We start from the raw sequence: 26,601 nt of genomic DNA on the forward strand, positions 1-26,601 counted from the left end.
CCCGCGGACAAGCTTTTGATAACCCGGGTCAGCTCCCGGGTTCATGTGCATTCAGTTCAGTGCGATCAGCAGCATCTGGCTGGTGCCCGGGATGCAGGTCTGCAGGATCGCCCGGGGGAAACCGCCGAACACCGCAATCACGTCGTTGGTGGTTCCGGGATTGGGGACCGTCCCGCGCCCCGTTACCGTGAAGGTTCCATAGCCCGGGATGCTCACCGTCTCACCCACGCTGATCCCGGAGAACCGGGCCCAGCCGCCGCAGAAATCATGCTCGGTGATGAACAGCGAATAGCCGTCGTTGGGGGTGAAGTGGATGGGCCCGATGCAGGCGTCCACCATGGACTGGCCGCCGGAGCCGGCAACGTAAATGGTCCGGATTGCAGGCGCTGCGGGGACGGGAGCCGGAGCAGGTGCCGGTGCGGCCGCTGGAGCCGGGGCCGCGGCAGGTGCCGCGGCCGGAGCCGGGGCGGGTGCGGCCACTGCGATGGCCGGACCGGTCAGCAGGAGCGTCTGGCCAGGGTAGATGATGCTGTAGGCGCTGAGCCCGTTGGCCGCGAGCATGGCGTTCATGTCCACGCCATGGCCGGCAGCAATCGCGCCCACGGTGTCGCCCGGGACCACGGTGTACACGTTGGGGTCACCGGCAGGCGCGGGGGCCGGTGCGGGGGCCGGTGCGGGCGCAGGTTCGGCTGCTGCCGGTGCGGGGGCAGGCGCCGGGTCGGCGGCCGGCGCAGCAGCCTGTGCCGCCACCGCCGATGCCGCACCCGGATCGCTTTGTCCGGATGCCACGGCGTCCGTGGCTGTTTCGGCTGCGGCGCTTGGCGACGGTGGTGAGGCGGCCTCTGCCACCTGGGCCGCCGCCGTCGTGCTTCCGCCGAGGGTAGCGGGCGGCGCTGCCATGGCGCCCACGCCTACCGCGGCCACAACGGCCGCCGTGGCCATGCCGGCCCATAACTTGTTGCTGATGACCGGCCGGCCGCTGTTGAGGTCAGTCCGTGGTTCGTCGGTGGCGAAGCTTCTGCTGGTGCCCTCGGGGGAGGGGATGAAAGGCTGTTTCATGGAGTTGGCCCATCTGGGTTCGGTCCAGCCAGGTTGTGCTGCTGCACACCGGTGCGCCGGACGGATGGCGAAGTCATTGCACCGCCGGCCCCGGCAGTTGCCGGAGCCGCAGGCGGCGCAGGGTGGAGGCATCCGCATACCCAGAAAATGCGGAACTCCGCGTGAAGGCAGGAACGTCCGGAAGCCACCCGGGGGACCTGCCAGTGCGTGTTGGTCCTAGGAATCCCGAGTCTAGGAATCGCCCCAAGGCCGGGGCACCAGTAGGAATTACCCGAGTTTTCGGGGCCGGTACCCGCCCGCGGCAGCGAAGCTACTCAGCATCCGGAAGCCCAATACTTGCCACCGGCCGTGACCTGGAGGGCGCAGGCCAACCACCAAACGGAATCTCTCAATCCCCGCTTCTACGGCGTCCGGCGTTCCCGCAGCTCGGCGATTTCCCGGCGCAATGAGGCAATCTCGGCCACCAGTTCCGTCACTTCAACCCGCAGCGGCTCTTCCACGGCCTCCGCCACCGTTTCCGCTGTATCCTCAACCCGCTGGACGAGCCAGGAGGCAATGGACGCCGTCACGACACCCAGCACGGCGATGCCGCTCATCATCAGCGCCGTGGCCACCAGCCGGCCGATGGGCGTCACCGGGTACATGTCCCCATAGCCCACCGTGGTGATGGTTGCGGTGGCCCACCACAGGGCATCGCCGAACGTGGTGATCTTGGCGTCCGGCGCCCATTGTTCGACGTCCAGCACAGCCAGCGCACCGACAAAAACCAGCAGCGCCGCGGACCCCGCCACATACGTGACCACGCGGCCGCGCAGCGTTTCGCCCACGGTACGGTGCAGGACGGACAACAATGTGACCAGGCGCAGCAGGCGCAGCGGCCGGAAGAACAGCAAGGCCACGATCACCAGCTCGTGCAGGTTCCGGATGAACCACTGCCGCCGGTCAGCCGAGAGCCACAGGTTTGCCGAGTAGTCCAGGACGAAGACGAACCAGGTCACCCACATGACCGCCTCAAGCCAGTCCGCCCCACTGCCCTCGACCCTGCCGATGACCTGCCAGGCGTATGCGCCGAGAAATACCAGTGCCGTCGCCATCAGGGGCCACTCCGCCAGGGCCCGGTAGCGTTGCTGCGTCATGCAGAAAATCCTAAGGGGATGGACCGCGGCACAGCAGGCCAAAAGATGTTACCGGCGGGTAACATTGAGGCATGCACCTGCTCCTGAGAACACTGCTTCTGCTTTTCCGGTCGAAACGGCGGCCGCCGCTCACCGTATGGGAACCGGCATCCCTGCCATTGCGCGTCCTGCCCACGGACATCGACATCGCCATGCACGTCAACAACGGCATGTACCTGTCCCTGATGGACCTGGGCCGGTTCGACCTCATGGTGCGCAGCGGCGTCTGGAAGCGGATGCGCCGCCGCGGCTGGAGCCCGGTGGTGTCGGCGGAAACCATCTCCTTCCGCAAATCCCTGCAGCTGTGGCAGGACTACGCCATCGAGACCCGCATCATCGGGCTGGACACCAAGGCGATCTTCTTCGAGCAGCGCATGGTGGCCGACGGCGAGATTTACGCACGTGCCTACATCGCCACCCGGCTGGTCACCAAGACCGGCCCGGTCAGCCAGGAGGAGATCATCGCGGAGTTCGGGACACCGCCCGGGGACCTGGTGCTGCCCGAGTGGATCCATGAGTGGCGCGCCTCCAGCGCCCTGCCCGGCAGCCGCACGCCTTCCCCGCACCTGTGGGATGCCAACCGCTGAACCCCCGTGCCGGCGTCGTCCTTGCCCTATTCCCGATGACGCGGGGAGCGAACACGGGCGACAGCCGGGGCCCCGGCGCGTAGCGTGGACACATGGCTACCCTCGACATCACAGGTGAACAGTTCGCATCCACGATCGAAGGCAACGACATTGTCCTGGTCGATTTCTGGGCAGAATGGTGCGGCCCCTGCAAGCAGTTCGGCCCCACCTACGCAGCAGTTTCCGAGAAGCACCCTGACGTCGTGTTCACCAAAGTGGACACCGAAGCAGAGCAGCAGCTGGCGGCGGAGGCAGGCATCACCTCCATCCCCACCCTGATGGCCTTCCGTGAAAAGGTGCTGGTGTTCTCGCAGCCCGGCGCCCTGAACGCCCAGCAGCTGGAACAGGTGGTGGACGCGGTGAAGGCACTGGACATGGACGAGGTCCACGCCCACGTGGCCCGCCAGCGGGAAGAAGCGGCAGCGGCGGCCAGCCAGCCTGCCGGCCCCCGGGACGGTACGCAGGACGGCACCCAGATCCCCGACCTCTAAGACTCTGACAGCACAAAAAATGCGGGACCTCCCACTGGAGGTCCCGCATTTTTGCGTTCAGGCTGCGTCAGACGCGTTCCAGCTTGACCGGTTCGGCCAGCAATGCGCTCAGCGACTCGTTCAGGTCCTGCACAGCGGTGCCCTTGGAGTGCTTGTCCAGGTCCTCCTCGGACGCCCACTGTTCGGTCAGGACCAGCTTCTCCTCCGTGGCTTCGGTCAGCTCGTAACGGATGCAGCCTGGCTCGTTCACCACCTCATCGATCGCGATTTCCAGGGCCAGCTTGACGCGGAAGAACTCGCCGTCGTTGGGAATGAACGTTGCTATCAGGTCAATGGGTGCACTCATGCCTTTCACAATACCGGGGCTGCAGGTGGCGCCCCGTTGTGTTGCGCCCGTTTCCCCGCCTGTCTTCCTTCTCCTGCAGGGATCCTGTTGGTAGCGTGCCACCATGCGTGCTTATACAGCCGGGGACACTGACGTCCCGCTCCTGGAGGAAACCATCGGCGCGAACTTCGAGCGCGTGGCCGCCCAGTTCCCCCTCCATGACGCCTTGATTGAGGCCGCACCGGTGCCGGGCGCCGATGCCCGCCGCTGGAGCTACACAAAGATGAACGACGACGTCGACCGGCTGGCGCGTGCGCTCCTCGCCCTGGGCATCGCCAAGGGGGAGCGGGTGGGCATCTGGAGCCCCAACTGCGCCGAATGGACGCTGCTGCAGTACGCCACCGCCAAGGCCGGCGCCATCCTGGTCAACGTCAACCCGGCCTACCGCAGCCATGAACTGGAATTCGTGGTCAAGCAGAACGGCATGCGCATGCTGTTCACGGCGCCGTCGGACAACAACAGCGACTACGTGGCCATGGCGCGGCAGGCCCTGCTGACTTGCCCGGACCTGCGGGAGCTGGTCTTCCTGCCGGACCACGGCCTGGAGGGGCTGACGGCCGGGAGCCCCCAAAGCGATGCCGAACTGACGTACGCCGAACTGCTCAAGCGGGCGGACGACGTGAGTCACGCTGCCCTGAAGGCCCGCATGGCCGAACTCCACCCACACGATCCCATCAACCTCCAGTACACCTCCGGCACCACGGGGTTCCCCAAGGGTGCCACGCTGACGCACCACAACATCCTGAACAACGGTTTTGCGATCGGCGAGCTGCTGGGCTACACGGAGCACGACCGCGTGGTCATCCCTGTGCCCTTCTACCACTGCTTCGGCATGGTGATCGGCAACCTCAACGCCCTCAGCCACGGCGCCGCCACCATCATCCCGGGCCGGGGCTTCTCGCCCGCCGCCGCACTTGAGGCCGTCCAGGACTTTGAGGGGACGTCCCTGTACGGGGTGCCCACCATGTTCATCGCCGAGCTGGCGCTGCCCGACTTCGCATCCTATGACCTGTCCACGCTCCGCACGGGGGTGATGGCCGGTTCGCTGTGCCCCATCGAGGTGATGAACCGGGTGATCTCGGAAATGAACATGGTGGACGTGGCCATCTGCTACGGCATGACCGAGACCTCGCCCGTGTCCACGATGACCCGCAAGGGGGACACCCTCCAGCAGCGCACCGAGACCGTGGGCAGGACCATGCCGCAACTGGAGAGCCGGATCGTTGACCCTGCCACGGGGGAGGAACTGGAGCGCGGGCAGATCGGTGAGCTCTGCACCCGCGGCTACGCGGTGATGGCCGGGTACTGGAACCAGCCTGACAAGACGGCCGAAGCCATCGACGCCGACGGGTGGATGCACACCGGCGACCTCGCCCGGATGGACGACGACGGGTACGTGGTGGTGGAGGGCCGGATCAAGGACATGGTGATCCGGGGCGGGGAGAACATCTACCCCCGGGAAATCGAGGAGTTCCTGTACACGCACCCTGCCATCCAGGACGTCCAGGTGATTGGGGTTCCTGATCCCACATACGGGGAGGAGCTGATGGCCTGCATAATCCTCAAGCCGGGCGCGGAACGGCTGGACGCCGCAGCGGTGGCCGAGTACTGCCGGGGGAGGCTGGCCCACTACAAGATCCCGCGCTACGTGGAGGTGCGCGAGAGTTTCCCCATGACGGTCTCAGGGAAGGTCCGCAAGGTCCAGATGCGCGAGGAAGCGGTGGCCCGGCTGGGGCTCTGACTAGCGGGGCTGCTGCACCAGGTCGAATCGGACTTCGCCCTCGCAGATCGAGGTGATCCGGATGGTGTAGCCGTCGAATGTGGCTTCCTGCCCGAGTGCCAACCCCGGAAAGTCCTTCGATGCCGGGCTGCTGACCTCGAACAAGGCTACCGACAGGTCCACCGTCGGCGGGTCATTCTTCAGGTGTGTGCTGGACAGTCGCACGAGCGGTGTGGCATCCGGGCCCCGCGGGGAGTCCGGCAGAAGCGGAAAAGAGCCATTTGCAGACGGGATGATCCGGTAAATTCCAGTGTTGGTGCAGCTTGCCGTTGACGTCATGGCTGGCTCCTTTGATGCTTGGGGTGAGTGCTGTTGGGACGGCTCTGCGGAGGGGGAGCAGCCGCTCAGAGAGAGTGCCAGAGGCAAAACCGTGCAAGCGAGAATGCGGCCACGAAGCCGCAGGGCTGGACGCCGCATCAGCCCGCCACCGTGGCATCGCTGAAGAGCTTGCTGAATTCGTCCTGCGAGATGTACATGCGCGGCTCGGAGGGGCCCCATGGGTTTTGAAGGATGATGTTCCCCCGCTCGTCAGCTCCGGTAACGAAATAGGCGTGGCCGGCATGGTATCCGTTGGGCGCCTCCTCCGGCGTTTCACCCAGTGTTGTGACCAAGGCCGGACGTCCCCGGCCGGCCGCCTCCCACAGCTTCCCGGCGTCGTCGGTGCGTTCCACGTCCGGTCCTGCCAAAAACTGGAATGCGTCGGGACCCCAGTTGCCTTCAATGGCGCGGTAGTTGCCTGGCGGATACGCCTGGTCCGGGGGCGCCCCTTCCGCTGTCCCGTCGTTTCTGTCGTCCTCGGTGTAAACCTGTGCCAGCGCTTTCTCGACATAGGCAGGCCAGTTGCCGCCAAACCCTGTTTTGGCTCCCATCTGTGCGCCCTTGCTGTTTGCCGGCAGGTCCGAGGTGACGGTGACCCACTGCTCCTCTCCGTTCTTGTCGAACAGCAGGACGGAAACCGTGCCGTTGCCGTTGTCCGTTACGTGCTCGCGGGCCCAACCCGAATCGGCATTGATCATGGCCCCGGCGGCGGCCAAAACCACGCAGTCCCCGTACTGCCCCTGCCTGATGTCGTCAGTGCCCGGGCGTTGTCCGACCACCGGCCACTTGGGTTCCATCCACCGGTTCGTGCTGCTGGCGTCAGGGCCATCAGGCCTCGCTGCATCTCCCATGGCCTGCCCGTCCGGCTGGGCCCACGGTATGAGGTCCTTCAGGCGCCCCACCTGCTCTGCTGACGCCTTGGACAGGAGCTGGTCCAGCAGTTGCTGACGTTCGAAAGGCGTGGTTCCCTCCCAGTTGAACAGTCCCCTGCCGTCGCTCGCCGCGCCGCTGCCCAGGCTTCGGAGCTCATCATCGGTTAACGACTCCAGCAACTGGTTCAGCTGGGCAGGTTTGAGCCCGGTCAAGGCGTCGCGGAGCTTGTTGACGTCCGAATCGTTGCCCACAAAGAAGTTGTCGCCCGAAGCAGCGTCCCTGACCAGGCCCTGTAGCCTGTCCAGTTCGGGCGCGGCAAGGTTCGCTTCGCCGCGGTCGGGGTGGCGCGCCACAGAATGCTCCCCGCCGGTCAGGTAATCGGACGTCGCATCCCCGGCGGCCTTGCCGGGGGTGCCCCCGGCCGTACTGGTCCGGCCTGACGCGCCACCGGCGCCGCTGGCGCGTTCCTGCTCGTCCGCGTGCCGTGCGGCTGCCTTCCCTGCGTCCGCAAGGGCCTCAATGACGCGGCCCAGCAGGAGGCTGTGCGTGCCATTCCAGTCGTTCCGGAACCTCTCGGCGTCGGCCCCTTTCCAGGTGCCCGGCTCGCCCATGTTCCTCGACAGCGCCGTGGCAGTGGACATCAAGCGCGCGGAAGAGGCGGTAAGGGCCTTTCCCAGGGCGCGAAGTTGGGCGACGTCCGCCCCATAAATGCCTGCCATTATTCCCCCAAATATCCAGGCTCAAGCTTACGCGAGGCGCGCCGCCGGAGGCATGGGGAGAACTGGCCGCTAGCTACTGCGGCCGGTTGGGCGGCGGGATAGCCGTAGCGCCACAACGGCCACGACGGCGCCCGCCGCCAGTGCGACCAAGGCCAGGACCGCTGCCCCGTTCCTTCCGGCCATGGGGGCCTGTCGCGTCCTGCCGCCGGTGACCTCGTTGGCGGGAATGTGCCACTCGGACGGAGCCGGAAGGATCCCCTGCGGCAGTTGGGTCTCGCGCAGTTTCCGTCGGGCGGCCAGCCGCTCCCGCACCGTCTCATCGGGGGCAGCCTCCAGATCGTCGGCGGCGATGGCTGTCGGGTAGTCGATGATGTAGGGCTCACCGTAGAACGCCGACGACGCCACGGACTCCACCCAGGTGAACGGTGGTGGGGCAACGTCCCGCGCGGTGAACGCGGTCAGCAGCATCTCCCGGATTTCCTCAAGGCTCTTGCCCGTGGCCCCGCGGCGAGTCACGTCGAAGATGGCCAGTTGCAGCTTCAATTTGGCATCCCCGTCAGGATCGTGCGCCTCCGGGTCCACCACCGCGGGGTCTTGCCCGGTTGGATCCACGTCCAGGGGTTCCCCGCCGGCGTAGTTGGTGCGTCCAGGATCGGAGCTCATGGATTCCTCTCAATCGTGGTCCGGCCGTGCCTGGCTGGACGCCACACCGTAGCCTTACCCATCGCGGTCCGGATCAAGCACCCGTTGACCTGCCGTGGCAAGCCTCAGTGCCCCCGGTGGTCCTGGATGGTCATCCGCGGGCCAAAAGTGGGCTTGCGGTAACCGGTGCTCTGGATCATCCGGACCACGCGCTGCCGGTGCCCCCGCCAGGGTTCCAGCAGCCGGAGCATCCCGGCGTCGTCCGTCCTGCGTCCGGTGAGCGCAGCCCCCACGTAGGCGGCGAGGTGGTAGTCGCCCACGGAGATCGAATCCGGGCAGCCGTGGGTGCGCTGCACAACCTCGGCGGCGGTCCATACCCCGATGCCCGGAATGACCTGCATCTTCCCGGCAGCCTCCGCGGCCGGCAGCGCGGCGAGCCGTTCAAGTGCGGCGGCGGAGCGCAGCGCGCGCATGACGGTGGCTGAGCGCTGGGGACCCACGCCGGCCCTGTGCCACTCCCAGCTGGGAACCTGCAGCCACTGCGCTGCCGTTGGCGCCACCACCAGCCCGGCCGGGGTGGACGTACCGGCCCGGGGAGCCGGGGTTCCGTACCGGTGCACCAGATAGCGGTAGGCGCGCCGCGCCTCAATGACCGTCACCTTCTGTTCCAGGATGATCGGCACCAGCTGGTCCACCATGCGGCCGCTGGACGGCAGCCGCACCGCCAGGCTGCGCCGCCGGGCCTCCCGGACCATGTGGGGCAGTGTGGCATGGAAGGAGGGTTCGTCGAAACCCCGCCAGTCGTCGTCGTCCCCCAGGAGCCGGGGCGCTGCCCTGACGGCGGCCGCGGCACCGGGACCCCAGGCCTGGATGTCCACCAAGGGGGCGGCTGCTGCCTCGCCGCCCGCCGGGGCGAGCCGCATTGTTGCCGGACCGGCCGGCGTCGTAAACGCATTCCAGATAACGTCGCCTTGAACGCAGAAGGAAGGATCACTGTTGCCCCGCAGAAGAGGCGCAAGCGTGCGGGAAAGGCTGTACGGAGCCTCCGGATACCACCGCAGGGACACGTCCGCCGCGGCTGCCACCCGGGGAGGTGCCTCTGCGATCGTCATGCCTTCAATCGTCCCACGGACCACTGACAGCGGCGGGACAACCAGCCGGCCCATAAGCCAGCCGGGGGAGGAAAACGGCCGGAAGCAAAGGTAGAACGGCCCTAATTCCCCGCCCGGGCAAAACCTAGAATCCACCCTGTGGCGCGGAACAGACTGTGCCGCAACCCGACACGGCAGGAGGGCCATGATGGGCGGAGTGGTGCATTTCGAAATCCCCGCGGACGACCAGGACCGGGCCAGCAAGTTCTACCGGGAAGCCTTGGGCTGGCGGATCGAACCAGTGCCAGGGATGGACTACAGCATGGTCATCACCGCGGACATGGATGACAACGGCCAGCCAGTGGCCGCCGGTGCCATCAACGGGGGCATGATGGCCAGGGAGGGGGAGATCACCAACCCGGTGGTCACGGTGGACGTCCCGGACATCAATGCCACCCTCAAGAGGGTGGAGGAACTGGGTGGATCAGTGGTGGTACCGAAGAACGAAATTCCCGGCATGGGCTACACGGCCTACTTCAGGGATTCCGAGGGCAACGTGATGGGCCTCTGGGAGAATCTCCCCGCCGAAGGGGACGCCCAGCGCGGCTGACAGCCTTCGCTGTACGGTGCCGTTTCACGGGTGCCGGTCCGGGGCTGCCGTTTCACGGCGGCCCGGCCGTTTCACGGCGTGCCGGAAACCAGCCACAGCGCCAGGACGGCCAGCGGCACCGTCAGCACCACGGCCACCAGGCCCGCCAGGGCGAACCCGCCCCACCGGATGGGGACGTTCAGCACCCGCAGCCGCTCATGCCAGAGCAGCGTGGCCAGCGACGCCCACGGAGTCACCAGCGGCCCAAGGTTCACTCCGATGAGCAGTGCCGCAAGCCTTGCCGGCGATCCCGCCACCGGTTCCAGTGCCAGGTAGGCGGGCAGGTTGTTGGCGGCGTTGGCGGCACCGGCGCCCAGCCCGGCCAGCTGCAGGAGCGCAGGCAGGCTCTCACCGGAACCGGCAACACCCGCCAGCAGTGCGGTCAGGCCGTGCGCGTGCAGTGCTTCCATGAGCATGAACAGGCCCACCGTCAGCATCAGCGGCCGCCATGGCACCATTGACCACCGCAGGACGGACGGCCGGCGGCGCAGGAAGACCACCAGGAGGAAGGCCGCGGCTGCCAGTGCCGGGTACTGCACCGGCACTCCGGACACCAGCGCAGGCAACAGGACCAGGAGCGTGACGGCAGCGGCCTTCAACAGGGTGCGGTCGCGGATGGGATGCGGAGGCTGCGGCCCGTATGTTCCGCGCAGGTCCCGCCGGAAAGCCAGCCACAACAGGACCAGGGGGACCAGCAGGCCCACCAGGGCGGGCGCCCACACCAGCCCCGCAAAACGCCAGGGGCTCAGGCCCAGCCGGTCCTGGGCCAGGAGGTTGGTGAGGTTGGAAACGGGAAGCAGCAGTGAAGCGGTATTGGCCAGCCAGATGCTGGTCAGCGCAAACGGCAGCGGCGGGATCCGGGCATGGACGGCCAGCAGGACCACCACGGGCGTCACCAGCACCGCCGTCGTATCCAGGGACAGGAACACGGTGGACACCGTGGCCACCGCCACCACCAGCAGCCACAGCTGGAAGACCCGGCCACGGCCCAAGGCCGCCAGCCTGTCCGTCACCACCCGGAACAGTCCTGCCTCGTCCACCAGTTCGGTGACCAGGGACATGGCCAGCACGAAGGCCAGGATGGGAATGGTCCGGGAAGAAAGCTCCCCGAACGCGGGCAGGGGGAGCGCACCGAGTGCCAGGGTGGCTATACCTGCTGCCAGCGTTCCGCCGGGCAGCAGGTAGCTCCGGGCGGCTTTCAGCCATGCGAACTGCTTCACCGGCCTATCCTCGCATCCCGCACCGGGGCGGGCGCGCAGGAAGCGGTAGCTTAGTACCTATGAAGTACGCCCAGTCCATCCTGGACCTCATCGGCAATACCCCGCTCATCAAACTCAACCACGTGACCGACGGCCTCAAGGCCACCATCCTGGTCAAACTTGAGTACCTGAATCCGGGCGGATCCATCAAGGACCGCATCGCCGCGCAGATGATCGAGGACGCCGAGCGCGAGGGCAAGCTGAAGCCCGGCGGCACCATTGTGGAGCCCACCTCCGGCAACACCGGCGTGGGCCTGGCCCTGGTGGCGCAGCAGAAGGGCTACAAGTGCATCTTCGTGGTCCCGGACAAGGTGGGCGAGGACAAGCGTGCGGTGCTGCAGGCGTACGGCGCGGAAGTGGTGGTCACGCCCACCTCCGTTCCGCCGGACAGCCCGCAAAGCTACTACGGCGTCTCGGACCGCATCACCCGGGAGACGCCGGGCGCCTACAAGCCGGACCAGTTCTCCAATCCCGCCGCCCCGGGCAGCCACTACAAGACCACCGGCCCCGAGATCTGGCGCGATACCGACGGCAAGGTAACGCACTGCGTTATCGGCGCGGGCACGGGCGGCACCATCACCGGCACCGGGCGGTACCTCAAGGAGGTTTCGGCGGACCGGCCGGAGTCCGACGGCGGCGTGGTCAAGATCATCGGCGCGGACCCCGCGGGCTCGGTCTACTCCGGCGGGACCGGGCGCCCCTACTTCGTGGAGGGCGTTGGCGAGGACATGTGGCCGGCCAACTACGACAAGTCGGTCCCGGACGAGGTGATCGCCGTCAGCGACGCCGATTCCTTCGCCATGACCCGCCGGCTGGCGCGGGAGGAGGGACTGCTGGTGGGCGGCTCCTCCGGGATGGCCGTGGTAGCCGCGCTGCAGGCGGCCCGGGACCTGCCGGAAAGCGCCGTCGTCGTGGTCATCCTCCCAGACTCAGGACGCGGCTACCTGGCCAAGATCTTCAACGACCAGTGGATGCGCTCCTATGGTTTCCTGTCCGGCGGCGAGGAAACCTCCGTGGGGGAGGTCATCAAGTCCAAGAACGGCGAACTGCCGGACCTGGTGCACATCCACCCCAACGAGTCTGTCCGCGACGTCATCAACATCATGAACGAGTTCGGCGTCAGCCACATCCCGGTCCTGTCCCAGGAACCGCCCGTGGTCATGGGCGAGGTCCTCGGCGCCGTGGACGAGCGCACACTGACTGCCAAACTGTTCCGGGGCGAGGCCAAGCTGACGGACAAGATCTCCGAGCATATGGGACCCAAGCTGCCCGTCATCGGATCGCTGGAAACCATCTCTGCCGCCAGGGAACTGCTGTCTGACACGGACACCCTGATGGTCACGTTCGTGGGTGCGCCCGTTGGCATCCTCACCCGGCACGACCTGCTGGCCTACCTCAGCAACTGATCTGCGTTACCCGCAAAGGAGCACCATGTCCCTGCCTGAAAACCAAGGTTTCAACACCCGCGCCGTCCACGCCGGCCAGGACTTCGAGCCCCGCACCGGAGCCGTGGTGCCGCCGCTGCACTTCAGTTCCACCTATGCCCAGGACGGGATCGGGGGACTGCGCAGCGGCTACGAATACGGGCGCGGCGGAAACCCCACCCGGGACGCGCTGCAGGAACAGCTCGCGTCGCTGGAACTGGGCACCTCCGCCTACAGCTTCAGCTCCGGCCTGGCCGCGGAGGACGCCCTGATCCGCGCGCTGACCCGCCCCGGGGACCACATCGTGCTGGGCAATGACGCCTACGGTGGCACGTACCGGCTGATCAGCCGGGTGCTCGGCGACTGGGGAATTGGCAACACCCCCGTGGACATGGCCAACCTGGACATGGTCCGCGACGCCGTGGCCTCCCATAAGACCCGCTTCCTGTGGGTGGAGACACCCTCCAATCCGCTGATGAAGATCACCGACATCGCAGCGCTCGCGGACATAGCGCACGACGCCGGGGCCCTCCTGGTGGTCGACAACACCTTCGCGTCCCCCTACCTGCAGACCCCGCTCGCCCTGGGTGCGGACGTGGTGGTCCACTCCACCACCAAGTACATCGGCGGCCACTCCGACGTGGTGGGCGGCGCCGTCGTGGTGAAGGACGCCGAACTGGCGGAAAAGATCGGCTTCGTCCAGTTCGCCGTGGGCGCCGTGTCCGGGCCCATGGACGCCTTCCTGACCACCCGCGGACTGAAGACCCTGGGCGTCCGCATGGACCGGCACAGCGAGAACGGGCAGGCCGTGGCGGAGTGGCTGCTGGAACGCCCGGAGGTTGAGGCCGTCCTGTATCCGGGCCTGCCCAGCCACCCCGGCCATGAGCTCGCCAAAAAGCAGATGCGGAAGTTCGGCGGCATGGTCTCGGTGCAGTTCAAGGGCGGTGAGGCGGCGGCCCGGAAGGTGGCGGAGTCCACGTCCGTGTTCACGCTCGCCGAATCCCTGGGCGGGATCGAGTCGCTGATGAACTACCCCTCCGAGATGACCCACGCGTCCGTCAAGGGCACCGAGCTGGCTGTCCCGGTAAACCTGCTGCGGCTGTCCTGCGGCATCGAGGACGTGGAGGACCTGATCGCGGACCTGGACCAGGCGTTCTCGGCCATCCCGTAACCACGAAAGGGTCTGGCTTTCTTGAGGAAAGCCAGCTAGGGTTTTCCCTATGCCTCTTCGATCCGACTGGTCCCAACGCAGCTGCAGCATGGCCCGCGGCCTGGACATCCTGGGCGACCCATGGAGCATCCTGGTGCTGCGCGAGGTCTTCTTTGGGAATGGCCGCTTCGACGCCATGAAAAGCCGGCTGGAAGTGGCGGACTCGGTGCTCACCAAACGCCTGGCAGGCCTGGTTGAGTCCGGGCTGCTGGCCAGGAGGGCCTACGACGACGGCGGCCGCACACGCCAGGAGTACGTCCTCACCCCCAAGGGTGAGGACGCCCTGCCGGTGCTGAACGCGGTCACCATCTGGGCGGAAAAACACCTGCCCGCGCCGTCGGACCAGGCCCACCTTTACGTGATCCACACCGGCTGCGGGAAACCCACAACCTCGGCGGACACCTGCACCGAATGCGGCGCGCGGCTGACGGCGGCCAACACCAGCTGGCACAGCCGGTCCAGGTCCGATCAACCCATCCGGCTGTCCACCGCATCCGGGAAGGGAGCGGCCTCGTGAGCACCCTGCCCGAGGAAACGGCCGGAACTCCCTTGCAGACCACCGTTCTTCAGGCGCCCGGACCTCGACGCCGCCTGCACCCGGCCTGGATCGTCGCCGCCGTGGCATTCCTTGCCTTGGTTGGGGCAGCCGGATTCCGGGCCGCCCCGGGCGTCCTCATGGTGCCGCTCCAGCAGGAGTTCGGCTGGTCCACCACCGTGCTCTCGGCGGCCGTCAGCATCAACCTGGTGCTGTTCGGCCTCACGGCTCCGTTTGCCGCCGCCCTGATGGAGCGGTTCGGCATCCGGGCCGTCACATCAGCAGCCCTGGTCCTGATCGGCATGGGCAGCGCGCTGACCGTGCTGGTCAACCAGTCATGGCAGATCCTCCTCACCTGGGGGCTGCTGATCGGGCTCGGCACCGGCTCCATGGCACTGGTCTTCGCCGCCACCATCGCCAACACGTGGTTTACGAAAAACCGGGGCCTGGTCATCGGCATCCTGACGGCCGGCAGCGCCGCCGGCCAGCTGGTCTTCCTGCCCTTCATCGCCCTCCTCGCGCAGGATCCCGGGTGGCGCCAGGCCTCCCTGCTGATCGCTGCCGGGGCGCTTGCCGTGGTCCCGCTGGTGCTGAAGTTCCTCAAGAACTCGCCGGCCGACGTCGGGGTGCTGCCCTACGGCGCGGAAGGGCCAGCCATTGAAGAACAGGCTGGTTCCCCGGCAGCGGCTCCGGAAGGCGCCCCGCGCAGCAACGCCGCCGTCCGGGCGCTCCAGGTCCTCAAGCGCGCCAGCAGGGTGCGCACGTTCTGGGCGCTCGCGGCCGGTTTCGCCATCTGCGGCGCCACCACCAACGGTCTGATCGGCACCCACTTCATCCCCTCCGCCCATGACCACGGCATGCCCGAAACCACGGCCGCGGGCCTGCTGGCCGTCGTCGGAATCTTCGACATTATCGGGACCATCGCCTCGGGCTGGCTGACGGACCGCTTCAACCCCCGCGTCCTGCTCGCCGTCTACTACCAGTTCCGCGGCATCGGGCTGCTGGTGCTGCCGCTGCTGCTGAATGCACACGTGCAGCCCAGCATGATCGTGTTCGTGGTGATCTACGGATTGGACTGGGTGGCCACCGTTCCGCCCACGGCCGCCATCTGCCGTGAAACGTTCGGTGCTGACGGCAGTGTGGTGTTCGGATGGGTCTTCGCCGCCCACCAGCTGGGCGCCGCCGCGGCGGCCATCGCGGCCGGGGCCTTGCGGGATGCCACCGGCCACTACACCTACGCCTGGCTGGGAGCCGCAGCCATGTGCACCATCGCTGCGGTCATCAGTGCCACCATCCGCCGGCACCACAGTTCGCGGGAAGCGGAGCCGGCAGCGGCTTGATCTGGGGCGCGGCTAGGCTGGTCGGATGGAACCCGTCGCACCCGCCCCTGTCCGTCCCGTTGCCCTGGTCACCGGCGTGGGACGGCTTGCCGGCATTGGGGCCGGCATTGCCCGGCAGCTCGCGGCGGACGGCTGGGACCTGGCCCTGTCCTACTGGGCCGACTACGACGCCCGCATGCCGTGGGGGAGCGAACCCGAGGACGTGGTCCGCCTCACCGCCGAGCTGGAAGCGATTGGCGCCAAGGTCCAGGTCTTGTCGGCAGACCTCCAGGATCCCGGCGTCCCGGACAGGCTGGTGGCCGAGGCCGGGCAGCTGGCGGGCCCGCTTCAGGGCCTGGTGCTCAGCCACGCTGAATCGGTGGATTCGGGCGTGCTGGACACCAGTATCGAATCCTTTGACCGCCACTTCGCCGTCAACACACGCGCCAGCTGGCAGCTGATCGCCGCCTTTGCGCGGCAGGCACCGGACGACGGCGGCGCGATCGTTGCGCTGACCAGTGACCATACGGCGTTCAACCTTCCGTACGGTGCCTCGAAGGGTGCCCTGGACCGGATCGTCATCGCCGCCGCCCGCGAGCTGGGTCCGCAGGGGATCTCGGCCAACGTGCTCAACCCGGGGCCGGTGGACACCGGCTGGATGTCCCCGGAGGTCCGCCGGGAGCTCACCGCGCGCCAGCCCACCGGGAGGCTCGGCACCCCGGCCGATGTCGCCGGCACCGTCGCGTTCCTTCTGTCCCCGGCCGGCCGCTGGGTATCCGGGCAGCTGATCAAGGCCGACGGCGGCTTCTCGGCCTGAGTGCCCTGCACCCCCTTCGCGCCGCGCCCTCCCAACTGACTCGCAGTAGATGCCGTTTTGGGCCCCCAAAACGGCATCTACTGCTAGCTGGTTGGGGGAGGGGTCAGTGGAAGGCGTCCAGGCCGGTGATGTGCCGGCCAAGGATCAGGGTGTGCACCTCGTCCGTGCCCTCATAGGTGCGGACCGACTCCAGGTTCGCGGCGTGCCGCAGCGGTGAATAGTCCGTGGTGATGCCGTTGCCGCCCAGGATGGACCGCGCCTCCCGGGCCACGGCAATCGCCTCGCGGACGTTGTTCAGCTTGGCCAGCGAAATCTGCTCCGGCCGGATGCTTCCGGCGTCCTTCAGCCGGCCCAGGTGCAGCGCCAGCAGGGTGCCCTTCTGGATTTCCACCAGCATGTTCACCAGCTTCTCCTGCGTGAGCTGGTAGCCGGCCAGCGGCCTGCCGAACTGCAGCCGCTCCTGCGAGTACGCCAGGGCGGCTTCGTAGGAATCCCGGGCGGCGCCCATGGCACCCCAGGCGATGCCGTACCGGGCCTCGTTCAGGCAGGTGAACGGCCCACGCAGCCCCCGCGCTCCCGGGAGCAGGGCCTCGGGACCCAGCCGGACGTCGTCGAACACCACATCGCACTGGATGGAGGCGCGCATGGACAGCTTCTGCCGGATAGGCGTGGCAGTCACGCCGGGGGTGCCCGCCGGAACAAGGAAGCCGTGGACGCCGTCGTCCGTCATGGCCCAGACCACCATCACCCCGGCCACTGAGGCGAGCCCGATCCAGCGCTTGGCACCGTTGAGCACCCAGCCGGCGTCATCCCCGCTGCCATCCCGCTCCGCGAAAGTGGCCATGGAGGCGGGATCTGAACCCGCCGTTGGCTCGGTCAGGGCGAAGCACCCGATGACCTCCCCGGCCGCCATCCGGGGCAGCCACTCCTGCTTCTGCTCCTCGGATCCCCACGTATGGATGGCCGTCATGGCCAGCGAGCCCTGGACGGACACGAAGGTGCGGATGCCGGAATCGCCGGCCTCCAGTTCCATGGCCGCCAGGCCGTATTCGACGGCGGACCGGCCCGGGCAGCCATAGCCGTCCAGGTGCATCCCCAGGACGCCCAGCTCACCCAGTTCCGTCGCGAGGTCGAGGGGAAAGACGGCGTCCTCGTACCAGCGGGCGATGTCCGGCTTGATCCGCTGGCGGGTGAAATCCCGGACCTTTTGCCGGAGCTCCAGTTCGTTCGCGGACAGCAGGGAGTCGAGGTCCAGGACGTCAGACGGGCCCGCGGTCACGGCTTCACCAGTCATTTCTTCACCTGGAAGTATCCGCGGGTGGACGGCATGAAACGGCACGCGGCCGCGAGGACCACGCCCAGCGCCAGCAGCAGCACCCCGCTCACAAAGGCGCCGCCGACACCGAAGATTTGGGTGTCGCCGTACGCCGGGTCCCACATCTGGACCGCCGAGATGAAGAAGGCGGCGGTCAGGAGCAGCGCGCCGGCGAGGGGGAGGATGCCGCGGAACCAGAGGTTGCGCGCCGATGCCCGCAGGGTTCCGCGGAAGTACCAGAAACAGGCGAAGCCGGTCAGGGCGTAGTAGAACGCGATGAACAGGCTGATGGCACTGATGGAGTCCGCCAGCAGGTTCTCGCTCAGGAAGCTCATGGCCACGTAGTAGGCCGCGGCGGCGCCTCCCATCACTTGGGTGGAAAATCCCGGGGTCTGATTGCGCGGGTGCACCTCTGCGAACTTTGCCGGCAGCGCGCCGTGGACCCCCATGGAGAGGGTCCCGCGGGCCGTGGGCAGGATGGTGGTCTGGGTGGAGGACAGCACCGAGGCAAGAACCGCGACGACGATCAGCCAGCCCCACGGGCCCAGCACCACGTCCTTCATGGCCAGGAACACATCGTCCTGGTTGGCCTCGTTGCCCAGGCCGATCCCTTCCGAGCCCACGGTGGCGTACATCATCACCAGCAGTGCCACGGAAACGTAGATTGCCACCAGGACGAACGCCGAGATCACGGCGCCGCGGCCGGGTGTGGTGGACGGGTTCTCGGTCTCCTCGTTCACCGCCAGGCAGGTGTCCCAGCCCCAATAGATGAACAGGGCAAGGAGGGCGCCGTGTACTACGGCGCCGGGGTCGGCAAAGGCGCCGGCCGGGTTGAACCATTCCAGGTCAAAGGCCTGCCCTTCCGGTGCCCCGCCCACGATCCGCACCACGATGGCCAGTGCGAAAATGCCCAGCGCAATGTACTGCACGTAGGTCAGCACGCGCTGGACGTGCTCGCCGAGCCGGATCCCGCGGTAGTTCACCAAGGTCATGAGGATGATGAACAGCAGCCCCGTGCCGGTGACCAGCAAGGTGTTCTCCGCCAGCGATCCGTCGCCCACCAGCAGCCAAAGATACTTCCCCGCTACCTGGGCGAGGTTGGCCAGGACCACGATTCCGGCCAGGGCCACGCCCCAGCCGCCCAGCCAGCCTGCCCAGGGGCCGAAGGCCTGGCGGGACCACGTGAAGGTGGTGCCGCAGTCCGGGATGGCGCTGTTCAGCTCGCGGAACGCGTAGGCGATGAACAGGACCGGGATGAAGCCCAGCAGCAGGATCAGGGGAGTGTAGTTGCCGTTGACTGCAACGATCAGGCCCAGGGTGGCGGCGAGGGAGTACACCGGCGCGGTGGAGGCCAGCCCCAGCATCACGGAGTCGCCCAGGTCCAGGATGCCGGCCCGCAGTCCCTTGGCCGGCACGGTGGTGCCGGTCCCGCGCCCGGGGCCGCCCGTCGTCGTCATGTCCGTGCTCATGCTGTCACCGGTTTCATAGAACGATTCCTGCCTTGGTGGAGTCGGCCACCGCCGAAAGCGGCGCCGGCGCGTCAATGGTGTTGGGGACGAAGCGGCAGAAGTAGTCCGTGACCGGCCCGTCCGATTCCCGGATGCCGCAGCCCACGGACTCGCCGTCCACCACCCAGAGGCCCAGCACCGGATGGTTGCCGTCGAAGTCCGGCAATGGGTGGTACTGCTGGTAGCACCAGCCCTCCCGCCCGTAGCCGCCGGGCTGCTCCAGGCTGATCCCGTCCGCGTGGATCCGGATGTTGTCGCCTTCACGGCCGTGGAGGGGCTTGCCCACCCACTCCTTCAGCGGCCCCGGATCCGTGAGGTACGCGGGCAGCAGGTTGGGATGGCCGGGGTACAGATGCCACAGGGCGGCCAGCAGGGCCTTGTTGGAGAGCAGCATCTTCCAGGCGGGTTCCACCCAGCGCGGGTTGTGCGCCCGCTCCAGCAGGCGGGGCCCGAACTCCTCCTTCATCATCAGCTCCCAGGGATAGAGCTTGAAGATGGTGTTGATCAGGAAGTTGTCCAGGTCCACGAAGCGGTTCAGGTTGGGGTCCCAGCCGATATCGGACATGTTGATCCCGATGGTGGTCCACCCCGCCTGGCCGGCGACGTCGCGCATGTACGCGGCGGTCATCCAGTCCTCGCCGGATTCCTCCACCTCGGAGTGGGCCACGTGGAGGGTGCTCATGCCGGTGCGGTACTGGAATTTCTTCCACTGCCGGATGAGGGCCTCGTGGATGCCGTTCCACTGGTCCTTCTCCGGAAACACGTCCTGGAGCCAGAACCATTGGGCGACGGCGGCCTCGATGAGTCCGGTGGGGGTGTCGGCGTTGTATTCGAGCATCTTGGCCGGCCCGCCCCGGCCGTCGTAGATGAAGTCGAACCGGCCGTAAACATCCACGTCGCCGGCCTGCAGCGATGCGGCCGCCAGTTCCAGTGCCTGGGGGCCGATGCCGATGCTGCCCATGGCGCCGGTGGCCAGGAACTTCGCGGCTTCCAGGCACATCCGGTGCATCTCCTCGGCCACCACTTCAAGGGTCTCCACCTCGTCCATGGTGAACTCGTAGTACGCGGATTCGTTCCAGTACTCGATCCGGCGCCCGTCGTCCATGGTGGTGGTGGAGAACACCAGGCCCTGCTCTTCGATCTTCTGCTTCCAGCCCGGCCGGGGTTCGGACAACATCCTCTTCATCCGTCAGCCCCCCGAGACCTTGCCGCCGCCACCGCTTGAGCCGCTCTTGGCGCTGGAGCCGAAGCCGCCGCGGCTGACCGTGCCGCCCTGGCTGCTGTACCCCGTGGAGGCTTTTGCGCCGCTGGGGACGGTCCGCGTGTAGTTGGGCGCGGTGGACCGGTTCTGGCCAATGGGCGGAACACTTGCCCCGCGGGAGTAGAAGTACCAGGCGTAGATGCCGCCCCCGCGGCCCGCAGAGCTATCGCAGTTGGTGTCCGCCACGCGCTCGCCGGTTTCGTCGTTGAAGCACACCTGCGCGTACTCGGGATCATCCTCATTGCTGGCCACCACGGCTGTGATGGTCCCGGCCAGGAGGGCTGTCACGCCCAGGCCCACCACCACGGTGCGCCGCTGGGAACGCTTCTTCCGTGCGGCCGCGTCATTGAGCTGCTTTTCCCGCTCCCGCGCGAACGGGTCGACAGGGGTGACGGGCTCATTGAGGAGTTCGGGGCGCAGGTCCGGCTTGGGGACCTGCCAGGGCGGAGGCTTGGCGGTGCTGCTGCCGGTTCCCGGTTGCGGCCGGCCGGACGCGCCGTGCTGCGCCTCGGAAGCGTTGTCCGGCTCCTTGCTGGGATCCTCGTTCGGGTCCATGGTGTTTGAATCCACAGCGTCCCCTTCAGTTGTCCACGTGAATTGGGCACAGCGCTGCACCCCCAATTGCAATCCTCGGATCAGCGTAATCCCTGGGCAGGCCGGCTGCGAGTAAAACCGCGCTCGACGGCAGGGGAGAACTGCCCATCCCCGCGCCGCAGGGAGCCAGGGCGCGGGAACCCTAGACTGGATGCCATGGAATCTGGTTCTGTCCTTGCTGTCTGCCGCGTCCACCAGCTCATCGCGGACCAGGGAAACGTTGGCGTGACGGCCATCGACAAGCGCCCGGCGGACGGTCCGGTGAAGGTCCACAAGCTGGGCCTGCGCGGAGACATCCAGGCCAACCGGGTGCACCACGGCGGAGAGGACCAGGCCGTCTACGCCTATTCCCAGGCCGACGCCGACTTCTGGGCGCGCACCCTGGGACGCGAACTGCCGCCGGGCATGTTTGGTGAGAACCTGCGGGTGGCCGGCATCGAAGCCACCCACGCCGTCATCGGGGAGCGCTGGAAGGTGGGGGCCGACGTCGAACTTGAGGTCACCTCCCCGCGCGTCCCCTGCGCCACGTTCCAGCGCCGGATGAAGGAACCGCAGTGGGTGAAGCGGTTCACCGAGGAGGGGCGGGTGGGGACCTACCTGCGCGTCATCCGCACCGGCAGCATCCGCGCCGGCGACCCCATCCAGCGGACCTTCGTGCCGCGCCACGGCATCACGATCGGCCAGTGGTTCAGTGAGCCGGACGCGGAGGTCATCGAGGCGCTCCGCAGTGCAGAGGCCGACGGCGAGATCCGGCTCCAGGACGAATACCACACAAAGTTTGGGCTGCTGCTGCGGCGGCTGGGGCAGTAGCATCCCTGCCCGGGGCGGGCTGTGTGCGCAAGCTCACCGCCGCCGTCGGGCATTGAATTGGCGGTCAATGGCGTCCGTACCTTACACTTGAAATATCCCCCACTCCGGAAATCCCTTATTCCTGCCCAATTTTTGAGGCAGGACTGGCAAGTGTTGGGGCCCGCACAAGCGATGCGGGCATTTTCATAGGGAGAGCCGGCTAAAGAAAACGCTGTACAGACTGCTGGGATAGCAGCCAAGAGATGCAGCGCGAAGTCCTGCCACGGGATTGCGAAAGCGCCGGACTTCTGTGACCGGCCGGTCAACGTTTGCCCGGCATCATCGGCACGCGTACTGCGGCTCCGCTCACCTCGGGTAGTGCCGCCTGGCCCCCTATGGATGAGGAATATCCCCCTATGCCCGAAAACCAGAACGAAACCACCGCCGTTGTTGAGGATGCCCCCGTGGCTCCCGCCGCCGAGGCTCCCGCAACCGCTCCCGCCGCCGAGGCTCCTGCCGCTGCGGACGCCCCTGCCGCTGAGGCAGAAGAAAACACCGTGAAGTTCGCTGACCTTGGCATCGACGGCCGCGTCCTGGCCGCCCTGCAGGACGTTGGCTACGAAAAGCCTTCCCCCATCCAGGCAGCAACCATCCCGCTGCTGCTTGAAGGCCGCGACGTCGTGGGCCTCGCCCAGACCGGCACCGGTAAGACTGCAGCATTCGCAGTACCGGCACTGTCCCGTCTGGCCGAGCTCCACGACCTCAACGGCCCGTCCCGCAAGACCCAGGCCCTGGTCCTGGCACCCACCCGCGAGCTGGCCCTCCAGGTGGCCGAGGCCTTCACCTCCTACGCCAAGCACATCGACGACTTCACCGTCCTGCCCGTCTACGGCGGCTCCGCCTACGGGCCCCAGCTGGCCGGCCTGCGCCGCGGCGCCCAAGTGGTTGTTGGTACCCCCGGCCGCGTGATCGACCACATCTCCAAGGGTTCCCTGGACCTGTCCGAACTCCAGTACCTGGTGCTGGACGAGGCCGACGAGATGCTGCGCATGGGCTTCGCCGAGGACGTTGAGCAGATCTTCCAGCAGACGCCGTCGGACCGCCAGGTGGCACTGTTCTCCGCCACCATGCCGAGCCAGATCCGCCGCATGTCCAAGCAGTACCTGAACGATCCCGCCGAGATTTCCGTCAAGTCCAAGACCACCACCGGCGCCAACACCCGCCAGCGGTACCTGCAGGTCATGGGCCCGCACAAGCTCGACGCCATGACCCGCATCCTCGAGGTGGAAGACTTCGACGGCGTCATCGCCTTCGTGCGCACCAAGATGGCCACCGAGGACCTTGCTGACAAGCTGAAGTCCCGCGGTTTCCAGGCCGCCGCCATCAACGGTGACATCCCGCAGCAGCAGCGCGAGCGCACTGTTGACGCGCTGAAGGAAGGCCGCATCGACATCCTGGTGGCCACCGACGTCGCCGCCCGTGGCCTTGACGTGGAACGCATCAGCCACGTCATCAACTACGACATCCCGCACGACACCGAGTCCTACGTGCACCGCATCGGCCGCACCGGCCGTGCAGGCCGTTCCGGTGACGCCATCCTGTTCATGACGCCGCGGGAGAAGTACCTGCTGCGTTCCATCGAAAAGGCCACCCGCCAGCCGGTGGAGCAGATGCACCTGCCCACAGCCGAGACCGTCAACACGTTGCGCCTGGGCAAGTTCGCCGAGCGCATCACCGAGACCCTCGCCTCCGAGGACGTCGCGGCGTTCCGGGACCTCATCGCGTCCTACGAGGAGGAGCACAACGTTCCCGCAGCAGAGATCGCTGCCGCCCTTGCCGTGATGGCGCAGGGCGGGCAGCCGCTGCTGGTCAAGGAACTGCCTGCCGCTCCTGAATTCCAGAAGCGCGAGCGCTCCAAGGACGGCTTCGGCTCACGTGGGCCGACCCGTGCGCTGACCGAGGGCAATGCCACCTACCGGATCGCGGTGGGACGCCGCCAGCGCGTCATGCCCGGCTCCATCGTGGGCGCCATTGCCAACGAAGGCGGCATCTCCTCCGCGCAGATCGGCGGCATCGACATCCGCTCGGACCACTCCCTGGTGGAGCTGCCCGCGGACCTGAGCCCCGACCAGCTGAAGGCCCTGTCCCGCACCCGGATCGGCGGCGAGCTGATCCACCTCGAACTGGACAACGGCCGCAAGCCGTCCGGTGACCGCGGCGCCTACCAGGGCAGCCGCGGCGGTGACCGGGGAGGCAACTTCAAGGGCAACGGCGGGTTCAAGAAGGAATTCCGCAAGAACGATGGCGAGCGGTCCTCCGCTGACCGCGGCGGCCGTTCGTATAGCGAGCGCTCCTTCAGCGACCGCGGCCAGTCGGGCGACTCCCGCTTCGGCGGCCACGGCGACGGCTCCCGCAAGCCCCGCAGCGGCAGCGAGGGCGGGCACCGCGACTTCAACCGCAAGGGCAAGTGGTAAACCCCCGGCGTTGAGGAATTGACGACGGCGATGGGCCGGCTTTCGAGCCGGCCCATCGGCGTTTAACCGCACGGGTGTGGGACTCGCCACATCCGCGCTCCCGCACGGTGGCGAGGGGCCCTGGGAAGGTGCCTGCCGCCGTCGTCCGCCCTGCTTCCCATCACCCCTCCAGCCCCGGAATTCCGCGGAAAAACACGCTTCCGCAGCCCGGAAAAGCACTTGCCCGACCGTCCGGAAGGGGCTCCGGGCGCCGATTTGTTGGTGCGTAAATCTTCCGGTAGAGTATTTACTCGTTGCCCCCCTAGCTCAGTGGTAGAGCGCGTTCTTGGTAAGAACGAGGTCACCGGATCGATTCCGGTGGGGGGCTCTGAATGAGGGCCTGCGTCAAGGCGGTTTGACCGGCTTGACGCAGGTTTTTCTCATTCGTGGCGGTGTAGCTCAGTTGGTTAGAGCGCACGACTCATAATCGTGAGGTCGGGAGATCGAGCCTCCCCACCGCTACAGGCTAAGCCCCCGGGATCCATGGATCCCGGGGGCTTTTCTGTTTGCTGCAAGTCCATCCATCTCTAGCGGCGTCTCGACTTCAAGGCACTTATCTAAGCGGCGGTGTTGACTGCTCAGCATGCTTACTATTAGGTTGGACTGAGCAGAAAAGTGGCATATGTCACGCCATATTAGGGCCCGTCAGGGCACAACAGGCTGCTTGGCCTGTAGATAAAGTACCCAGCCGCTGGCTTTGACTCCCCAGCTGCTGGACGAGGCGGGTGGTTCCTTACGGCGGCCGCCCGCCTCACCACACCAGGAAGCTCCGTGGACGCCCTATTGGGAAGGTGGAAGCATGGGCACTACGTCATCTGACGGGCACGAGGGCTGGATTCTGCCTTGGTGGGGCTTCATCCTCGGCTTATGCCTGCTTATTCCAACCCTGGTGCGGTTCGATTGGGAAGGCTGGACCGGGGTCGATATTTTTTTCGCGGCAACAGGCACGGTTCTGGTCATCGCCTGCGTGAGCAGGCTTGGGATCATCCTGAGCCGTGCGCGGCACTATCGGGTGAAATCAGAAACTGAAGGGCGTGACGCTCTGTAGGCCCCGCAGGTCGAGATTGAGCCATGTCGTTCACCTACTTATCGATTTCTGCCGCGATTATCGTGGCCTCGCTGGTGCTGTACGATCAGTGGCTCATGGCAGACCAGCGGGGCAAAACCAGGCAGTACAAGAAGACACGCCTGATCAGCATGTGGATCGGCTTAGCCATGGGTGCTGCCTTCCTCTTCCTCTTCCTTTTCGTCCAAACAGACTGAAGATTCATCCTGCATGTCCCACACATGGGGCCGAGGGGCCGCTGAACGTCCTGTCTGCCCCCTTGGCCTTCCCCACACCAATACCTGTCTGCGGCGGCCAAGCCCCCGGAATCCGCAAGGTTCCGGGGGCTTTCCTGTTTCCCGGATCCGCAGTAGCTTGGCAGCAATTGGCGGACGGGGGATCGGTGGACTTTTTCACGGCGGTGATGCAGCCGTTCCGGTGGCTGGTGTCCGCCGTCATGGTGGCTTTCCACGACGGGCTGGCCGCCGTGGGCATGCCGGCGGCGGGCGGCTGGACCTGGACGCTGTCCATCATCGGGCTGGTCCTGGTCATCCGCGCAGCACTAATCCCGGTGTTCCTGGCCCAGGTAAGGGCCCAGCGCAGGATGCGGCTCCTGCAGCCGGACCTGAAGGAGCTCCAGGACAGGTACAAGGGCAGGACAGACCCTGCGTCCCGGCAGGCCATGGCCCAGGAACAGATGGCCCTCTACAAAAAGCACGGCACCAACCCGTTCTCTGCGTGCCTGCCGCTGTTGATCCAGGCACCGTTCTTCCTGGCGCTTTTCCAGGTGCTGTCCGGAATTTCCAACGCCTCGCGGCAGGGCGAAGGCATGGGCGTGATGGGACACGACCAGGTGGTCCAGTTCGATTCCTCCAGCATCTTCGGGGCACCACTGTCCTCCTCCCTGCTGCACGGCGCAGGCGACCCGGCCGCCGTGGCTGTGCTCGCCGTCGTCATGATCCTGGTGATGATCGCCAGCCAATTCCTGACGCAGAAACTTGTGGCCGCACGGACCATGGACGGCCAGGACAGCGACAGTCTCCTGATGCGCCAGCAGCAAGTCCTGCTGTACGTCCTGCCCGTGGTCTTCGGCGTGGGCGGGATCTTCTTCCCCATCGGAGTCCTGGTCTACTGGACGGTTTCCAACCTCTGGACGCTGGGCCAGCAGTTCATGGTGTCGCGGCAGCAGTAAGGCTTTGCCGGA

The 26,601-nt window shown here is 66.9% G+C and carries 26 protein-coding genes and 2 tRNA genes; 16 read left to right on the forward strand and 12 right to left on the reverse strand.

The features are described from left to right. Positions 1-51: 51 nt before the first annotated feature. Together AC3ANU_RS07705 and AC3ANU_RS07710 are read right to left on the reverse strand one after the other, a co-directional pair. Complete coding sequence (locus AC3ANU_RS07705) at positions 52-1,059, reverse strand: LysM peptidoglycan-binding domain-containing protein (RefSeq protein WP_478223075.1); 1,008 nt, start codon at positions 1,057-1,059, stop codon at positions 52-54. Positions 1,060-1,460: 401 nt separating this feature from the next. Further along, positions 1,461-2,195: an ion channel gene (locus AC3ANU_RS07710; RefSeq protein ID WP_488315800.1), complete on the reverse strand. Its 735-nt coding sequence runs from the start codon at positions 2,193-2,195 to the stop codon at positions 1,461-1,463. A 71-nt stretch (positions 2,196-2,266) separates the two neighbouring features. Here AC3ANU_RS07710 and AC3ANU_RS07715 point away from each other — a divergent pair, with 71 nt between their 5' ends. Together AC3ANU_RS07715 and trxA are read left to right on the forward strand one after the other, a co-directional pair. Then, positions 2,267-2,821 (forward strand): acyl-CoA thioesterase, encoded by a 555-nt coding sequence (locus tag AC3ANU_RS07715; RefSeq protein ID WP_056393057.1) that lies wholly within the window; start codon positions 2,267-2,269, stop codon positions 2,819-2,821. 92 nt (positions 2,822-2,913) lie between these two features. Further along, the gene (trxA, locus tag AC3ANU_RS07720; RefSeq protein ID WP_268001764.1) at positions 2,914-3,351 is read left to right on the forward strand and encodes a thioredoxin; all 438 of its coding nucleotides are present in this window, start codon (positions 2,914-2,916) and stop codon (positions 3,349-3,351) included. A 67-nt stretch (positions 3,352-3,418) separates the two neighbouring features. On the opposite strand, the gene AC3ANU_RS07725 is transcribed toward trxA, so the two are convergent. Beyond that, positions 3,419-3,697: a putative quinol monooxygenase gene (locus AC3ANU_RS07725; protein ID WP_018769050.1), complete on the reverse strand. Its 279-nt coding sequence runs from the start codon at positions 3,695-3,697 to the stop codon at positions 3,419-3,421. A 103-nt stretch (positions 3,698-3,800) separates the two neighbouring features. Here AC3ANU_RS07725 and AC3ANU_RS07730 point away from each other — a divergent pair, with 103 nt between their 5' ends. Beyond that, the gene (locus AC3ANU_RS07730) at positions 3,801-5,477 is read left to right on the forward strand and encodes an AMP-binding protein (RefSeq protein WP_488315801.1); all 1,677 of its coding nucleotides are present in this window, start codon (positions 3,801-3,803) and stop codon (positions 5,475-5,477) included. Here AC3ANU_RS07730 and AC3ANU_RS07735 read toward each other — a convergent pair whose 3' ends face one another. The 4 genes from AC3ANU_RS07735 to AC3ANU_RS07750 form a co-directional block, all read right to left on the reverse strand. Further along, positions 5,478-5,795 carry a hypothetical protein gene (locus AC3ANU_RS07735; RefSeq protein WP_488315802.1) on the reverse strand — a complete coding sequence of 106 codons (318 nt, stop codon included), beginning with the start codon at positions 5,793-5,795 and terminating at the stop codon, positions 5,478-5,480. 137 nt (positions 5,796-5,932) lie between these two features. Next, on the reverse strand, positions 5,933-7,426 hold the full coding sequence (locus tag AC3ANU_RS07740; protein WP_488315803.1) for a calpain family cysteine peptidase: 1,494 nt from the start codon (positions 7,424-7,426) through the stop codon (positions 5,933-5,935). Positions 7,427-7,495: 69 nt separating this feature from the next. After that, entirely contained in the window at positions 7,496-8,089 is a 594-nt protein-coding gene (locus AC3ANU_RS07745; RefSeq protein WP_018769054.1) for a hypothetical protein, read from the reverse strand. A gap of 104 nt (positions 8,090-8,193) precedes the next feature. Continuing rightward, the gene (locus AC3ANU_RS07750; RefSeq protein WP_134163662.1) at positions 8,194-9,180 is read right to left on the reverse strand and encodes a DNA glycosylase family protein; all 987 of its coding nucleotides are present in this window, start codon (positions 9,178-9,180) and stop codon (positions 8,194-8,196) included. A 184-nt stretch (positions 9,181-9,364) separates the two neighbouring features. Here AC3ANU_RS07750 and AC3ANU_RS07755 point away from each other — a divergent pair, with 184 nt between their 5' ends. Further along, positions 9,365-9,769 carry a VOC family protein gene (locus AC3ANU_RS07755; RefSeq protein ID WP_018769056.1) on the forward strand — a complete coding sequence of 135 codons (405 nt, stop codon included), beginning with the start codon at positions 9,365-9,367 and terminating at the stop codon, positions 9,767-9,769. Positions 9,770-9,840: 71 nt separating this feature from the next. Here the strand turns inward: AC3ANU_RS07755 and AC3ANU_RS07760 are convergent, their stop codons facing one another. Further along, complete coding sequence (locus AC3ANU_RS07760; RefSeq protein WP_488315804.1) at positions 9,841-11,028, reverse strand: ArsB/NhaD family transporter; 1,188 nt, start codon at positions 11,026-11,028, stop codon at positions 9,841-9,843. 59 nt (positions 11,029-11,087) lie between these two features. Here AC3ANU_RS07760 and AC3ANU_RS07765 point away from each other — a divergent pair, with 59 nt between their 5' ends. The 5 genes from AC3ANU_RS07765 to AC3ANU_RS07785 are packed head-to-tail and all read left to right on the forward strand — an operon-like array spanning position 11,088 to position 16,372. Further along, on the forward strand, positions 11,088-12,473 hold the full coding sequence (locus AC3ANU_RS07765; protein ID WP_018769058.1) for a cystathionine beta-synthase: 1,386 nt from the start codon (positions 11,088-11,090) through the stop codon (positions 12,471-12,473). Positions 12,474-12,498: 25 nt separating this feature from the next. Next, a complete protein-coding gene (locus tag AC3ANU_RS07770; RefSeq protein WP_018769059.1) occupies positions 12,499-13,662 on the forward strand; it encodes a cystathionine gamma-synthase in 1,164 nt (387 codons plus the stop codon). A 49-nt stretch (positions 13,663-13,711) separates the two neighbouring features. After that, entirely contained in the window at positions 13,712-14,218 is a 507-nt protein-coding gene (locus tag AC3ANU_RS07775) for a winged helix-turn-helix transcriptional regulator (RefSeq protein WP_488315805.1), read from the forward strand. Continuing rightward, positions 14,215-15,576: an MFS transporter gene (locus AC3ANU_RS07780; protein WP_488315806.1), complete on the forward strand. Its 1,362-nt coding sequence runs from the start codon at positions 14,215-14,217 to the stop codon at positions 15,574-15,576. The genes AC3ANU_RS07775 and AC3ANU_RS07780 overlap by 4 nt, the downstream gene beginning before the upstream one ends. A 25-nt stretch (positions 15,577-15,601) precedes the next feature. After that, positions 15,602-16,372, forward strand: a complete 771-nt coding sequence (locus AC3ANU_RS07785; protein WP_018769062.1) for an SDR family oxidoreductase — start codon at positions 15,602-15,604, stop codon at positions 16,370-16,372. A gap of 103 nt (positions 16,373-16,475) precedes the next feature. Here the strand turns inward: AC3ANU_RS07785 and AC3ANU_RS07790 are convergent, their stop codons facing one another. Genes AC3ANU_RS07790 through AC3ANU_RS07805 form a run of 4 tightly spaced genes read right to left on the reverse strand, consistent with a single transcriptional unit; the run spans position 16,476 to position 21,026 of the window. Beyond that, positions 16,476-17,666 carry an acyl-CoA dehydrogenase family protein gene (locus tag AC3ANU_RS07790; RefSeq protein ID WP_056393068.1) on the reverse strand — a complete coding sequence of 397 codons (1,191 nt, stop codon included), beginning with the start codon at positions 17,664-17,666 and terminating at the stop codon, positions 16,476-16,478. After that, positions 17,663-19,156: an APC family permease gene (locus AC3ANU_RS07795; protein WP_134163668.1), complete on the reverse strand. Its 1,494-nt coding sequence runs from the start codon at positions 19,154-19,156 to the stop codon at positions 17,663-17,665. The genes AC3ANU_RS07790 and AC3ANU_RS07795 overlap by 4 nt, the downstream gene beginning before the upstream one ends. Before the next feature lie 13 nt (positions 19,157-19,169). Then, positions 19,170-20,381, reverse strand: coding sequence for a glutathionylspermidine synthase family protein (locus AC3ANU_RS07800; protein ID WP_056393073.1), 1,212 nt, complete (start codon positions 20,379-20,381; stop codon positions 19,170-19,172). A gap of 3 nt (positions 20,382-20,384) precedes the next feature. Continuing rightward, the gene (locus tag AC3ANU_RS07805; protein WP_134163669.1) at positions 20,385-21,026 is read right to left on the reverse strand and encodes a Tat pathway signal protein; all 642 of its coding nucleotides are present in this window, start codon (positions 21,024-21,026) and stop codon (positions 20,385-20,387) included. 180 nt (positions 21,027-21,206) lie between these two features. Between AC3ANU_RS07805 and AC3ANU_RS07810 the strand changes: the two genes are divergently transcribed. The 7 genes from AC3ANU_RS07810 (at position 21,207) to yidC (ending at position 26,589) form a co-directional block, all read left to right on the forward strand. Further along, the gene (locus AC3ANU_RS07810) at positions 21,207-21,860 is read left to right on the forward strand and encodes an MOSC domain-containing protein (RefSeq protein ID WP_056393075.1); all 654 of its coding nucleotides are present in this window, start codon (positions 21,207-21,209) and stop codon (positions 21,858-21,860) included. A gap of 395 nt (positions 21,861-22,255) precedes the next feature. Then, positions 22,256-24,313 (forward strand): DEAD/DEAH box helicase, encoded by a 2,058-nt coding sequence (locus tag AC3ANU_RS07815; protein WP_018769068.1) that lies wholly within the window; start codon positions 22,256-22,258, stop codon positions 24,311-24,313. Between the two features lie 295 nt (positions 24,314-24,608). Next, a tRNA-Thr gene (locus tag AC3ANU_RS07820) sits at positions 24,609-24,680 on the forward strand. A gap of 60 nt (positions 24,681-24,740) precedes the next feature. Next, positions 24,741-24,814 (forward strand) — tRNA-Met (locus AC3ANU_RS07825). A 337-nt stretch (positions 24,815-25,151) separates the two neighbouring features. Further along, positions 25,152-25,400, forward strand: a complete 249-nt coding sequence (locus AC3ANU_RS07830; RefSeq protein ID WP_056393080.1) for a hypothetical protein — start codon at positions 25,152-25,154, stop codon at positions 25,398-25,400. A 23-nt stretch (positions 25,401-25,423) separates the two neighbouring features. After that, positions 25,424-25,615 carry a hypothetical protein gene (locus AC3ANU_RS07835; RefSeq protein WP_018769070.1) on the forward strand — a complete coding sequence of 64 codons (192 nt, stop codon included), beginning with the start codon at positions 25,424-25,426 and terminating at the stop codon, positions 25,613-25,615. A gap of 185 nt (positions 25,616-25,800) precedes the next feature. After that, on the forward strand, positions 25,801-26,589 hold the full coding sequence (yidC, locus tag AC3ANU_RS07840; RefSeq protein WP_488315807.1) for a membrane protein insertase YidC: 789 nt from the start codon (positions 25,801-25,803) through the stop codon (positions 26,587-26,589). The last annotated feature ends 12 nt before the right edge of the window (positions 26,590-26,601 follow it).

The sequence above is a fragment of the Arthrobacter sp. SDR-2R genome, assembly GCF_057747955.1.